Below are 12,622 nucleotides of genomic sequence, written 5' to 3'. Positions count from 1 at the left end.
CGTCACACATCCGTCACGAGTCAATTCGACAGGATCGTTTCAGCGGCGAACCGTTCGGCTTCCGGGATATCCAGTTCGACGACCCATAGATCGGGGTCGCGACTGCGCCGCCGCCGCCAATAGGCTTCGGCACCATCGGGCGGGACCGATTCGGCTAGAATTGCCACGCCATCGAAGTCGATCGTGCGTTCGAGAACCCGAACCGGAGATGAACGGGATTCGATCAGCAGCAGAATGGCGCCCCCTTGCGGATCGCCCTTCGCCCGCACCATCGCCATGCCGCCCGCATCGTTGACCCGGCGCAGCAGCGCGCCGACCACCAGATGCGTCGGCAGCCGATCGCTCACGATGCGCCGCGATAGCCGGGCAGGCCGGACAGCGCGATCTGCGAGCGCATGAACGTGCCGGTGCCGCGCGCTGCCTCCTCGCCATCGGCGTCGATCAGCCGCGCATCGGCGACATAGACGCGGCGCTTGCCGCTGATCCAGCGCCCTTCGGCGATGACCGGCCCCGCCTTCATTGGCCGGGTGAGCAGCAGGTTGAATGCCGTCGTCAGCAGAAACCGGTCGGTGACGAGGCTGTTCGCCGCATAGAAAGCGGCGTCGTCGAGCATCTTGAAATAGCTGGTGCCATGCGCGGCGCCGGCCGCATGATAATGTTCGGGCCCGATCAGGAAGTGGATGCGCGCGACACCCGCCTCAACGATTTCCAGCCGTGATTCGAACAGGCGGTTGATCGGTGCGGCAGCGTAAAGCGATTCGAGGCTGCGATAATGCGCCTGTGCGCCGCTGTCGTCGGCCGTCCCGCTCACGCCGCGTCGCGTGCCGCGTCGGCGGTGAACAGCGCGTAGAGCGCATCGGGCGAACCCGCGCCGCGCAGCTTCGTCAGGAACGTCCGGTCGCGTAAGCGCCGCGACACGCGGGCGAGCGCCTTCAGGTGATCCGCACCGGCATCGACCGGCGACAGCAGCATGAACACCAGATCGACGGGCAGATCGTCGACCGCGTCGAATTCGATCGGCTGGGCAAGGCGCATGAAGACGCCGGTCACCGCCGGCAGATCGGGCAGGCGCGCATGCGGGATGGCGACTCCGCCGCCGAAGCCGGTCGAGCCGATCTTCTCGCGCGCCGCCAGCAGTTCGGCAGTCAGGCGACCGTCGATGCCAAGGCCTTCGGCCGCGGTCGCAAGCTGCGCGAACAAGGCCTTTTTATGCGCGACGGCGACGTCCTTATAGACCGCCTCGGGGCGCAGCAGATCGCTGAAGTCGTTCATCCCGGTCTCGAATAAAAGAAAAGGGCCCCGCCGGGCCCGTAACAGTACCGGCGGGGGGTGGAAAGATCAGCTTGCGGCGGGCTGCTGTGCCTGCACGCTGCCGCGCTGCGGCTCGACCCAGCCGATGGTGCCGTCGCCGCGACGATAGACCATATTGTAGGCGCCCGTGCCCGCATTCTTGAACAGGAGCGCCGCGGTATTGCGCAGGTCGAGCATCATCACCGCATCCGACACGCTGGCATCGGGGATGTCGACGCGCGTTTCGGCGATGATGAGCGGCGCGTCGCCCACATCCTCTTCGGTGGCGGCCGGTTCCTGGAACAGCGTATAGCCCGCATTGTCATAGCCCATGTCTTCCTGAATGGCCGCCGCCTCGCTGGCGTGGCGATCCTTCAGGCGGCGCATGTAGCGACGCAGCTGCTTTTCGATCTTTTCGGCTGCCCCGTCGAACGCGAGGTGCGCCTCTTGCGCCTGGTGGCTGCCCTTCAGCACCAGACCCTTCATGACGTGCACCACGATATCGCAGCGGAAGCCGACGTCATGCGGCCCCTTGCCGAACGTCACTTCGGACGAAATGGCACGTGCGAAATGCTTGGTGGCGATACCCTGAAGCCGGTCGCTCACATGATCCTTGAGCGCGTCGCCGGTTGCGACCTGATGACCAGAAATCCGGATATCCATCGTCTTCTCCATTGATAGGGGCTGACCTGTTAGCCTTTGCCCGGTTGGCGTTAATCGAACGCCGCGACCCCCCAGATTGGATCCTGCAACTTGGAAACAAATGCCGCATGGGCGGCAAGTTCCGCCTCGGACGGGCGAAAGGTGCGCGGCGGGCGTACCGTGACCGGGCGGCGCGCGACCGGCGCCAGCGTGTCCGCGGTCGCGATCTCGCTGACCAGCCCCAGGCCGATCTGCCGTCCGCCCATCAGCTCGACATAGACCTGTGCCAGTAGCTGCGCGTCGAGCAGCGCGCCATGGTGGACACGGTGCGACCGATCGACGCCATAGCGGGTACAAAGCGCATCGAGCGTATGTTTGGCGCCGGGATGGCGGCTGCGCGCGATCTGCAGCGTGTCGACCATCCGCGTCTTGTGGCAGATCGGCGGGAAGCCGAGCGCACCCAGCTCGCCGTTCAGGAAGCCAAAGTCGAACGAGGCGTTGTGGGCGACGAGCGGCGCATCGCCCAGAAAGTCGAGCAGCTCCGCCACGCCCTCGGCGAACACCGGAAATTTCGAGAGGAATGCCGCAGACAGGCCGTGAACGCGCTCGGCATCGGCCGGCATGTCGCGTTCGGGGTGGTAATAGGCGTGGAAAGTGCGGCCGGTTTCGACCCGGTTGACCATCTCGACACAGCCGATCTCGACCAACCGATCGCCTTCGCTGAATTTGAAGCCGGTGGTCTCGGTATCGAAGACGATCTCACGCATTATCCTCTTATCCGCCTGCTTCGGCCCTCATGCAAGCGATGACGCGGCGGACGGCCTCTCGCGTCTGGTCGATCGCGACATCGGTGGCGATGACGACGTCGGCGCGCGCGCGTTTCTCCGCATCGGGCATCTGGCGCGCGAGGATGGCGTCGAATTTCGCGGGCGTCATGCCGGGGCGGGCGAGCGTGCGCGCGCGCTGCACCTCCGGAGCTGCCGAGACGACTGCGATCCGATCGACATGCGCGTCGCCGCCGGTTTCGAAGAGCAGGGGAATGTCGAAGACGACGAACGGCGCATCGGCGTTGGCGGCGAGGAAAGCCGCACGCTCCTCGGCTACGGCGGGGTGGACGATCCCCTCCAGCCGGCGCATCGCGTCGTCATTGCCCAGGACGGCCGCCGACAGCTTCGCCCGGTCTACCCCCCTATCCGACGTGGTGCCGGGAAACGCCGCCTCGATCGCGGCGACGACGCGGCCGCCGGGGCCTTGCAGGCGATGCACCATCGCGTCGGCGTCGAACACCGGCACATCGTCATCGGCGAACATCGTAGCAACCGTCGACTTGCCCATTCCGATCGACCCCGTGAGGCCGAGGATCAGCGGGCGCGCCATCGACGGAGCGGTCACGCCAGCAGCGCGTCGCGAAGCTCCTCGTCGCGATCGCGTGGGGGTGCGACGCCGAAGAACAGTTCGAACGCCAGCGCCGCCTGGCCGATCAGCATCTCAAGCCCGTCGACCGTCTCCAGCCCTCGCGCACGCGCCGCAGCGAGCAGCGGGGTTTCGAGCGGCGAATAGACGATGTCATACACGACGCTATCGTCGTCCAGGTCGGGCAGGTCGACGGGCAGGGGGGGCTGGCCGGTCATGCCCAGCGTGCTGGCGTTGACCAGTAGCGCCGTGTCGGGCGGCACCGGTGCGGTCAGCGGCAGCGCCTGCCCCTTGAGGCCGAAGGACGACAGCAACACCCCGGCCTTCAACACGTTGCGGTTGAGCAGCGTCACCGGCCCCACGTTCATCCGGGCGAGCGCGAACAGCACCGCGCGCGCCGCGCCGCCGGCCCCGATCACTGTGACCGGCCGATCGGCGAAGTCGAACCCGGCGATCGGCGCATAGAAGCCGCCCGCATCGGTGTTGGTCCCGACCAGCGCGCCATCCTCGGCGCGAAAGACGGTGTTGATCGCGCCGATGCCGCCGCGCACGTCCCCACGATCCTCGACATGGTCGAGCGCGGCAAGCTTGTGCGGCATCGTGATGTTGCAGCCACGCCAGGCGGGATCGTCGCGCCGCTCGGCGAAGAAGCGCGGCAGATCGTCGGTGGTCACCAGCGTCTTGCGATAGTCGGCGTCGAGGCCCAGCTGATCGAGCCAGAAGCGATGGATGATCGGCGATTTCGACTGGGCGATCGGATCGCCGATCACGTCTGCATAAGGGGTCATGAACGGTTCCGGCATTCGAATCGACCGTCGCAGACGAGGTCGATGGTGAGCGCGCCCACGCCGATCAGCACGACCGGCGCGGCAAGCGCGAGGATGGCGGCGAGCAGCAACGGACGACGTTTCGCCGCGAATTTCGCCAGCGCCGCGACGATGCCGAGGGCCAGCGCGGCGATCAGGCAGGGCAAGGCAGACATCAGGCCGACGAACAGCACGGTCAGTGGCCAGCCGCCCGCATTCGGTGAATCATAGAGCATCGGCGAAAACAGGATCGCCATCGCCGCGAACGGCAGGCCGAGGCCGGCGATCACCGCCACGATGATGGCCAGCGCGCGATCGCCGTTCATGCGAGCAGCATCCCGCGGACGCGCAAATAATCGAGCACGTTGAGCAACGGCAGCCCCAGAACGGTGAATTGACTGCCCTCGATGCGGCTGAACAGCTGCGCGCCGGGTCCTTCGATCCGATAGCAGCCGACGCAGCCGCTGATCGCCGGCCATTCCTGGTCGAGATACGCCTGGATGAAGACGGGGGAGAGGGGGCGGACATGCATCCGCGCCGCCTCGACATGGCGCCAGACCGGGCGTCCGGCTTCGGCGATCACCGCGGCGCTCCACAATTCATGGCGCGTGCCCGACATGGCGGCGAGATGCTCGGCGGCCTGGTCGCGCGTCTCGGGTTTGTCGAGCATGCGACCATCAGCGAGCGCGACGACGCTGTCGCTGCCCAGCACCAGCCGGTCGGGGTGGCGCAGGCTGACCTTCACCGCCTTCAATTCGGCAAGCGCATCGGCCAGGTCGCGCGGGGATCGACCGGCGAGCGACGCCTTGGCGGCATCCTCGTCGACGCCCGCCGCAGTCGCGTCGAACGGAACGCCAGCCGCGGTGAGCATCGCTCGGCGCGAGGCGCTTTGCGAGGCGAGGAGGAGGGGGGTCATCTCAAATCTCCGTCATTCCCGCGAAGGCGGGAATCCAGAACCACTGACGCTGGTGATCGAGCCGCAACGGTAGCGCGTCTGGATCCCCGCCTACGCGGGGATGACGACTTTGAGGGAGAGGCAACAGACACATCATCCCTTCCGCTCATTCGCCAGCGCGATGATCGCCGCCGCCGTCTCCTCGATCGAGCGGCGCGTCACGTCGATCACCGGCCAGCCATTGTCGGCGAACATCCGCCGCGCAAAGGCGATCTCGCGCGTCACCGCTTCCTCTTCGACATAGGCCGTATCGGGCATCTGGTTGAGCGACAGCAGGCGGTTGCGCCGGATCTGGATCAGCCGGTCGGCGCTGGTCGTCAGTCCGACGACGAGCGGGCGCTTCAGATCGAACAGCATCCGCGGCGGCGGGCTTTCGACGACGATCGGGATGTTCGCGGTCTTCCATCCGCGGTTGGCGAGATAGATGGAGGTCGGAGTCTTCGACGACCGCGACACGCCCGCCAGGACGATATCCGCTTCCTCCCAATCCTCGTGTGCGATGCCGTCGTCATGCGCGATCGTCCATTGGATCGCATCGACGCGGGCGAAATAGGCGGCGTCGAGCGCGTGCTGGCGCCCCGGCCGTGCCTTTGCCTGCTGGCCGAGCAAGCCCGACAGCGCATCGTTGACCGGATCGAGCGGCGCCACCGCCGGCAATCCCAGCGCCAGACAGCGCTGCTCCAGGATGCGGCGGGTCGCGGCGTTCACCAGCGTGAAGATCACCAGACCCGGGTTCTGCGCGATCTCCTGCAGGATGCGCTCCAGATGCGCCTCGGTGCGCACCATCGGCCAAAAATGGCGCACGGTCTCGACGTCGTCATATTGCGCGAGCGCGGCCTTCGCGATGTTCTCCAGCGTCTCACCGGTCGAGTCCGATAGAAGGTGGAGGTGGAGGCGCATCATCGCGACCTCCGGGGCAGACCTGTGGACAACATGGGGATGATCGATAGGACAAGTCGGCAGGTCCGCCAAGCGACCCTCACGCCGTGGACAACCCGCATTTCATCCACATGTTCGCCAACATGGCACGTTTTTATCCACAGATCGTGGAAAACGGGGACACGGCGAACCGAATCGACACGATTCCGCGCGTCCTTGCCCGTCAACCTGTGGGTGATTAGGGCATGAAACCGCTTATCCCGTATTCCACGTGCCAATCACTTCATCATCCTTTCTAAGAATCTTATTATAGGAAGAAGGACGCTGACCGATCCTGTGAACAAGCCGCTGCTCGCCACGCTGAAGGGTGCGAAGCCGGCCGTGCCGCCGATGTGGCTCATGCGTCAGGCTGGGCGCTATTTGCCCGAGTATCGCGCACTGCGGGCGGAGAAGGGCGGCTTCCTGGCGCTGGCCACCGATCCGGTCACGGCGGCGGAGGTGACGCTGCAACCGATCCGACGCTTCGGTTTCGACGGCGCGATCCTGTTCTCCGATATCCTGATGGTGCCCTGGGCGCTGGGGCAGGAGCTGACGTTCGGACCGGGCGAGGGGCCGCGGCTGACCCCGCCGTTGGTCGATCATGCGCTGGGGGCGCTGGAACGGGTGCCTCAGCGCCTCGAACCGGTCTATGCCACCTGCGCACGGGTGGCCGCTGCCTTGCCGCCGGAGACCAGTTTTCTGGGCTTTGCCGGCAGTCCCTGGACGGTCGCGACCTATATGGTGGCGGGGCAGGGGTCGAAGGATCAGGGCGAAACGCGCGGTTTCGCTTATGCCGACCCGGCTGCGTTCGGCGCGATCATCGATGCGATCGTCGCCATGACCATCGACTATCTTGCTCGCCAGATCGAAAGCGGCGTCGAAGCGGTGCAGCTGTTCGACAGCTGGGCGGGTTCGCTGTCACCCGACCAATTCGAACGCTGGGTGATCGCGCCCAATGCGGCGATCGTCGCCGGGCTGCGAGCGCGATGTCCGAACGCGGTCATCATCGGCTTCCCCAAGGGGGCAGGGGGTAAGCTGCCCGCCTATGCCCGTGAGACCGGCGTCGACGCGATCGGGCTCGACGAGACGGTGGACCCGGCCTGGGCGGACGCGGTGCTGCCGCAGGGGGTGCCCGTGCAGGGCAATCTCGACCCGTTGGCGTTGCTCGCCGGCGGTGCGGCCTTGGACGCGGGCATCGATCGGGTGCTCTCCGCCTTCCGTGACCGGCCGCACGTCTTCAACCTCGGCCATGGCATCGGCCAGTTCACCCCGATCGCGCATGTCGAGCATCTGATCCATCGGGTAAGGAGCGCGTAATGGAAGCCTTGGCAGGCGCCTATCTGTGGATCGTCGCGGCGCACGTGATCTTCGTCATCTTCTGGATGGCGGGCCTGTTCATGCTGCCGCGCTACCTCGTCTATCATCAGGAGGCGTTGGCGGCGGGGCGCAGCGACGAGGCGGCGCTGTGGGTGGAACGCGAGGGCAAGATCCGCAGCATCATCCTGACGCCGGCGATGATCGTGGTGTGGATACTCGGCCTGACGCTCGCGACCGTGGGCCAGCATTGGGGCGAGGGGTGGCTGCACGCCAAATTCGCCCTCGTGCTGCTGCTGTCGGGCTATCACGGCTGGGCGGTCGGCTATGCCAAAAGGCTGGCGCGCGGCGAGATGCGGCTCGCTGGTCGCACGTTGCGCATGATCAACGAGGTGCCGGCGCTGCTGGCGACGGTGATCGTCGTGCTGGTGTTCGTAAAGCCGTTCTGAGCCTGACGTTGTTCTGCGCTTGACGGGGGCCTTGGGCCCTCTTACCTCCTGCCGACGCGTAGAGCCGCCGCCCGGTGGCTCCGCGTTCCTCCTCTGGCTGTTCGTCGCTGCGGTTCCTTCGCCGATCTGAAGCCTCTCCCCACTGCCTACGCATTCGGATTATTCCATGCATCTTAAAGACTTGAAGAAGAAGACCCCCGCCGACCTGGTCAGCATGGCCGAGGAATTGGGGGTCGAGGGCGCCTCGACGCTGCGCAAGCAGGATCTGCTGTTCGCGATCCTGAAGGTGCAGGCGGAGAATGGCGACCAGATCATGGGCCTCGGCACGATCGAGGTCCTGCAGGACGGCTTTGGCTTCCTGCGCTCGCCGGAAGCCAATTATCTCGCCGGCCCGGACGATATCTATGTGTCGCCCAATCAGGTGCGCAAGCACGGCCTGCGTACGGGCGATACCGTCGAAGGCGAGATCCGCGCGCCCAAGGATGGCGAACGCTATTTCGCGCTGACCAAGCTCACCTCGGTGAACTTCGACGATCCCGAAGCCGTCCGCCACCGCGTCAATTTCGACAACCTCACGCCGCTGTATCCGGAATCGAAGCTGACGCTCGATCCCGCCGATCCGACGCAGAAGGACAAGTCGGCGCGCGTCATCGACATCGTCTCGCCGCAGGGCAAGGGCCAGCGCACGCTGATCGTCGCTCCGCCGCGCGTCGGCAAGACGGTGATGTTGCAGAACATCGCCAAGGCGATCACCGACAACCATCCCGAGGTGTTCCTGCTCGTTCTGCTGATCGACGAGCGGCCCGAGGAAGTCACCGACATGCAGCGCAGCGTGAAGGGCGAGGTGGTGTCCTCGACCTTCGACGAACCCGCGCAGCGTCACGTCCAGGTTGCCGAAATGGTGATCGAAAAGGCCAAGCGCCTGGTCGAGCACAAGAAGGACGTCGTAATTCTGCTCGACTCGATCACGCGCCTCGGCCGCGCCTACAACACCGTGGTGCCGTCGTCGGGCAAGGTGCTGACCGGCGGGGTCGACGCCAATGCGTTGCAGCGCCCCAAGCGCTTCTTCGGCGCGGCGCGTAACATCGAAGAGGGCGGTTCGCTCTCGATCATCGCCACCGCGCTGATCGACACGGGCAGCCGCATGGACGAGGTGATCTTCGAAGAGTTCAAGGGCACGGGTAACTCCGAAATCGTCCTCGACCGCAAGGTCGCCGACAAGCGCGTCTTCCCGGCGCTGGACGTCGGCAAGTCGGGCACGCGCAAGGAAGAGCTGCTGGTCGACAAGGACAAGCTCAGCAAGCAGTGGGTGCTGCGCCGTATCCTGATGCAGATGGGCACGATCGATGCGATGGAATTCCTGCTCGACAAGATGAAGAATTCGAAGACTAACGAAGACTTCTTCGACAGTATGAACCAATAGCAGAGCATGGCCGGCCGCATATTGCGGCCGGACTCATGCCGGCTCGGCCGGCGGGCGTGCCACAGCACGTCCCGTCCGACGACGCGGGCTTCGCCCGCGTCCGGCACGAGGCCCCCAAATCCTCCCCCGCCAGGGGGAGGTGGCATGCCGAAGGCATGACGGAGGGGGAGGACGCGACAACCTCGCTGTCTTTTACCTCCCCCTCCGTCACGGCTTCGCCGCGCCACCTCCCCCTGGCGGGGGAGGATTTGTTGTTTGGTGGCTTTTCTGTTCGAGCCCACCACCAACTCCCTCATCGCTTTCGCGCGCTGCCGCGTTATGCACAGGCATCAACCGGGAGTTTGAATAGTGTCCATCATCGCCATGCTGAGCGCGGCTGCCGCCAGCGGGCCGGGGTCTCCGGCCGAGATCTGGCAGCATATTATCAACGATTTTTCGAACATCACGACTCCTGCGGCGCTGTCGGCGTTCGTGCAGGTGCTGATGATCGACGTCGTGCTGGCGGGCGACAATGCGATCGTCGTCGGGGCGTTGGCCGCGGGCCTGCCGGTCGATCAGCGCAAGAAGGTCATCCTGATCGGCATTCTCGCCGCGCTCGTCCTGCGCATCATCTTCGCACTGGCGGTCAGCTGGCTACTCGGTGTGATCGGGCTGATCTTCGCGGGCGGCATCCTGCTGCTGTGGGTCGCATGGAAGATGTGGCGCGAGCTGCGGGGCGAGCACAACGCCGGCTCACCCGAGGTCGACGGCGACGAGACCGCTGGGCTGAAACCTGCCAAGAGCTTCGCCGCCGCCGCCTGGGCGGTCGCGGTCGCCGACGTGTCGATGAGCCTCGACAACGTGCTCGCCGTTGCCGGCGCGGCGCGCGACCATCCCGGCATCCTGATCATCGGGCTGCTGCTGTCCGTCGCGCTGATGGGCATCGCGGCGAACCTGATCGCCAAATATATCGAGCGCTATCGCTGGATCGCCTACGTCGGGCTGGCGGTGATCGTCTATGTCGCGGGCAAGATGATCTACGAAGGGGTGGTCGACCCCAATGTCGGGCTGATGAAGCTGTTCGGATAAGGGAAGGGGGGCCGCGAAGCCCCCCTTTTCATGTCAGCCGAGGTGCGCCGCGAAGAAGCTGGCGGTGCGCTGATCGGCAAGGTTCGCAGACTCGTCCGAACGGCGCTGACCGAATTCGGTGGCGAAGCCGTGGTCCTCGCCGGGATAGTCGAACAGCGTCACCTTCGCATGATCGTCGAGTCCGGCGTGCATGCGGGCCTGGGCGTCCTTGTCGACGAAATGGTCCTCCTGCGGAATGTGGAGCAGCACCGGGTGCGCGATCGCATGCGCTTCGCCCAACAGTCCGTCGATGCCGACACCATAATAGCCGACGCTAGCGTCTACATCGGTACGGGCCGCCGTCATGAAGGCCAGCCGCCCGCCGAGGCAATAGCCGACGACGCCGACCTTGCCGCCTTCGGCCAGCATCCCCCGCGCGGTGCGGATCGTCGCTTCGATATCGCGGATGCCGGCATCCTGATCGAACTGTCCCATGAGGTCGAGCGCGCGTTGCATCTGGTCGGGAACGTCGGGATCGAGCTCGACGCCCGGTGCGATCTGCCAGAACAGGTCGGGTGCGAGCGCCAGATAGCCATCGGCGGCAAGCCGATCGCATTTGCTGCGGATGCCGGCGTTCACGCCGAAGATTTCCTGAATGACGACGATCGCCGCACGCGGCGTGCTTGCAGGTTCGGCGACATAGGTGTCGAAACGGCCTTTGCCGTCTAGCGTGTCGATGGTGATCGTCCGGGACGTGGCAGTCATGGGTGCTCCTCTCGCGCAGCCGATCCGGCTGGGCTATGGCAAACGCCACAGGGCCGCAACGGGATGCATGCGATGAAGGTAACGGTGGACGTCGATCTGACCCCGGAAGAGGCGCGTCGCGCGATGGGCCTGCCCGACCTGACGCCGCTGCACGAACGCTATGTCGCCGCGATGCTGGAAACGATGAACGGGCAGGTCCGCCCCGAACTGCTCGAAAATATGATGAAGAGCTGGGCGCCGATGGGCGAAGCGGGCTTTGCGATGTGGCGCCAGATGTTCGAGACGGCGACCAAGACGGGCGGCGGCTCGGGCAGCTGATGACGACGATCTTCGCGCTGTCGAGCGGCGCGGCGCCGGCCGGTATCGGGGTCATCCGGGTGAGTGGTCCAGACGCAATGACGGCGGTGGTCAAGCTGGCGGGGTCCTTGCCGCCACCCCGCGAGGCACGGGTGCGCGCGTTGCGCGATGCCGGGGGCGCACTGCTCGACCGCGCGCTCGTGCTGGTCTTTCCTGGACCGGCGACAGCGACGGGCGAAGATCTGGTCGAATTGCACTGCCATGGCGGCCGTGCGGTGATCGCAGCGGTCCTGCGGAGTTTGGGCGAGCAGCCTGGCCTCCGCCCGGCGATCGGGGGCGAATTCACACGCCGTGCGCTGGCGAATGGGCGCATCGATCTGGCCGAAGCTGCGGGTCTCGCCGACCTGTTGTCCGCCGACACCGAGCGGCAGCGTGTTGCCGCGCTCGCAGCGGCGGAAGGCGTGGTGAGCCAGCGCGTGCGCAATTGGCTCGATCGGCTAGCGATGCTGTCGGCGATGGTTGAGGCGCAACTCGACTTTGCCGATGAGGATGATGTCGACGACGACGCGGCGGCGATGGTGGCGGTGGTCGACGGCCAGCGCGCGCTGGCAGCGGAGCTGGCGGCGGTGCTCGCCAACCCGCCCGTCGAACGGCTGCGCGACGGGATCAGCGTGGTGCTCGCAGGCCCACCCAATGCGGGGAAGTCGACGCTCATCAATCTGCTCAGCCAGCGCGAGCTCGCGATTGTCTCGCCGATCGCCGGCACGACCCGGGATCGGATCGAGGCGACCGTCGTGCGGGACGGTCTGGTCTATGTGCTCACCGATACCGCGGGGCTGACCGAAAGCGATGATCCCGTGGAGCAGATCGGCGTCACGCGCGCAGAGAATGCGATGGTTGCTGCGGACGTGCTGCTGTGGCTGGGCGATACCCCGCCACCGCGCGACGATGCGCTATGGCTGCATGCGCGGGCTGACGTGCCCGGACGGGTTGCAGCGGAGGGAACGCAGGCGGCGGTGTCGCAGGATGATGCCGCCAGCGTCGAGGCGGTATGGCGTCTGATTGCTGCTCGGGGGGAGGCCATGGTGCCCCGAGGTGACGCGCTGGCGTTTCGCGAAAGCGAACGCGCGGCCTGTCGAGAAGCTCTGGACGCGATACGACAGCCGGACGGTGACCCGCTCGTCATCGCCGAGCAACTACGATTAGCGCGACGGGCACTGGCCACGATCCTCGGTATCGACGCCACGGAGACGATGCTCGACGCCCTGTTCGGACGCTTCTGCATCGGCAAGTGATGTTCCAC

General features: G+C 66.0%; 17 protein-coding genes. 6 read left to right on the top strand and 11 right to left on the bottom strand.

The window, feature by feature from the left end:
* Window positions 1–20: 20 nt before the first annotated feature.
* From A7E77_RS07665 to A7E77_RS07620, 10 genes are all read right to left on the bottom strand, one after another.
* Complete coding sequence (locus tag A7E77_RS07665) at window positions 21–347, bottom strand: DUF1491 family protein (protein ID WP_063687054.1); 327 nt, start codon at window positions 345–347, stop codon at window positions 21–23.
* Window positions 344–811, bottom strand: coding sequence for a PaaI family thioesterase (locus A7E77_RS07660; protein WP_063687052.1), 468 nt, complete (start codon window positions 809–811; stop codon window positions 344–346). The genes A7E77_RS07665 and A7E77_RS07660 overlap by 4 nt, the downstream gene beginning before the upstream one ends.
* On the bottom strand, window positions 808–1,272 hold the full coding sequence (locus A7E77_RS07655; RefSeq protein WP_017980525.1) for a PTS sugar transporter subunit IIA: 465 nt from the start codon (window positions 1,270–1,272) through the stop codon (window positions 808–810). Before A7E77_RS07655 ends, A7E77_RS07660 begins: the two co-directional genes overlap by 4 nt.
* Window positions 1,273–1,338: 66 nt before the next feature.
* Entirely contained in the window at window positions 1,339–1,953 is a 615-nt protein-coding gene (gene hpf, locus A7E77_RS07650) for a ribosome hibernation-promoting factor, HPF/YfiA family (protein WP_063689806.1), read from the bottom strand.
* 50 nt (window positions 1,954–2,003) lie between these two features.
* The gene (dnaQ, locus tag A7E77_RS07645) at window positions 2,004–2,699 is read right to left on the bottom strand and encodes a DNA polymerase III subunit epsilon (protein WP_063687050.1); all 696 of its coding nucleotides are present in this window, start codon (window positions 2,697–2,699) and stop codon (window positions 2,004–2,006) included.
* 7 nt (window positions 2,700–2,706) lie between these two features.
* On the bottom strand, window positions 2,707–3,309 hold the full coding sequence (coaE, locus tag A7E77_RS07640; RefSeq protein WP_063689802.1) for a dephospho-CoA kinase: 603 nt from the start codon (window positions 3,307–3,309) through the stop codon (window positions 2,707–2,709).
* 11 nt (window positions 3,310–3,320) lie between these two features.
* Window positions 3,321–4,133: a shikimate dehydrogenase gene (gene aroE / locus A7E77_RS07635; RefSeq protein ID WP_063689804.1), complete on the bottom strand. Its 813-nt coding sequence runs from the start codon at window positions 4,131–4,133 to the stop codon at window positions 3,321–3,323.
* The gene (locus tag A7E77_RS07630; RefSeq protein WP_063687048.1) at window positions 4,130–4,477 is read right to left on the bottom strand and encodes a hypothetical protein; all 348 of its coding nucleotides are present in this window, start codon (window positions 4,475–4,477) and stop codon (window positions 4,130–4,132) included. The genes aroE and A7E77_RS07630 overlap by 4 nt, the downstream gene beginning before the upstream one ends.
* Window positions 4,474–5,067, bottom strand: coding sequence for a Maf family protein (locus tag A7E77_RS07625; RefSeq protein WP_078462247.1), 594 nt, complete (start codon window positions 5,065–5,067; stop codon window positions 4,474–4,476). Before A7E77_RS07625 ends, A7E77_RS07630 begins: the two co-directional genes overlap by 4 nt.
* 132 nt (window positions 5,068–5,199) lie before the next feature.
* On the bottom strand, window positions 5,200–6,009 hold the full coding sequence (locus A7E77_RS07620; RefSeq protein ID WP_017980517.1) for a pyruvate, water dikinase regulatory protein: 810 nt from the start codon (window positions 6,007–6,009) through the stop codon (window positions 5,200–5,202).
* A 366-nt stretch (window positions 6,010–6,375) separates the two neighbouring features.
* Here A7E77_RS07620 and hemE point away from each other — a divergent pair, with 366 nt between their 5' ends.
* The 4 genes from hemE to A7E77_RS07600 all read left to right on the top strand — a co-directional run bounded on the left by hemE (window position 6,376) and on the right by A7E77_RS07600 (window position 10,278).
* Complete coding sequence (gene hemE, locus A7E77_RS07615) at window positions 6,376–7,341, top strand: uroporphyrinogen decarboxylase (protein WP_264177021.1); 966 nt, start codon at window positions 6,376–6,378, stop codon at window positions 7,339–7,341.
* Entirely contained in the window at window positions 7,341–7,787 is a 447-nt protein-coding gene (locus A7E77_RS07610) for a CopD family protein (RefSeq protein WP_063687042.1), read from the top strand. The genes hemE and A7E77_RS07610 overlap by 1 nt, the downstream gene beginning before the upstream one ends.
* Window positions 7,788–7,953: 166 nt before the next feature.
* Complete coding sequence (rho, locus tag A7E77_RS07605) at window positions 7,954–9,210, top strand: transcription termination factor Rho (protein ID WP_024310316.1); 1,257 nt, start codon at window positions 7,954–7,956, stop codon at window positions 9,208–9,210.
* Between the two features lie 363 nt (window positions 9,211–9,573).
* On the top strand, window positions 9,574–10,278 hold the full coding sequence (locus A7E77_RS07600; protein WP_029720500.1) for a TerC family protein: 705 nt from the start codon (window positions 9,574–9,576) through the stop codon (window positions 10,276–10,278).
* 33 nt (window positions 10,279–10,311) lie between these two features.
* On the opposite strand, the gene A7E77_RS07595 is transcribed toward A7E77_RS07600, so the two are convergent.
* A complete protein-coding gene (locus A7E77_RS07595) occupies window positions 10,312–11,022 on the bottom strand; it encodes a dienelactone hydrolase family protein (RefSeq protein WP_063687040.1) in 711 nt (236 codons plus the stop codon).
* 72 nt (window positions 11,023–11,094) lie between these two features.
* Here A7E77_RS07595 and A7E77_RS07590 point away from each other — a divergent pair, with 72 nt between their 5' ends.
* Window positions 11,095–11,340 (top strand): DUF6489 family protein, encoded by a 246-nt coding sequence (locus tag A7E77_RS07590; RefSeq protein ID WP_024310317.1) that lies wholly within the window; start codon window positions 11,095–11,097, stop codon window positions 11,338–11,340.
* Window positions 11,340–12,614: a tRNA uridine-5-carboxymethylaminomethyl(34) synthesis GTPase MnmE gene (gene mnmE / locus A7E77_RS07585; RefSeq protein WP_063687038.1), complete on the top strand. Its 1,275-nt coding sequence runs from the start codon at window positions 11,340–11,342 to the stop codon at window positions 12,612–12,614. The genes A7E77_RS07590 and mnmE overlap by 1 nt, the downstream gene beginning before the upstream one ends.
* Window positions 12,615–12,622 lie beyond the last annotated feature (8 nt).

The sequence above is a fragment of the Sphingomonas sp. NIC1 genome (genome assembly GCF_001638925.1).
Classification (GTDB): Bacteria; Pseudomonadota; Alphaproteobacteria; order Sphingomonadales; family Sphingomonadaceae; genus Sphingomonas; species Sphingomonas aquatilis.
This window is presented reverse-complemented; position numbering and strand designations above follow the sequence as displayed.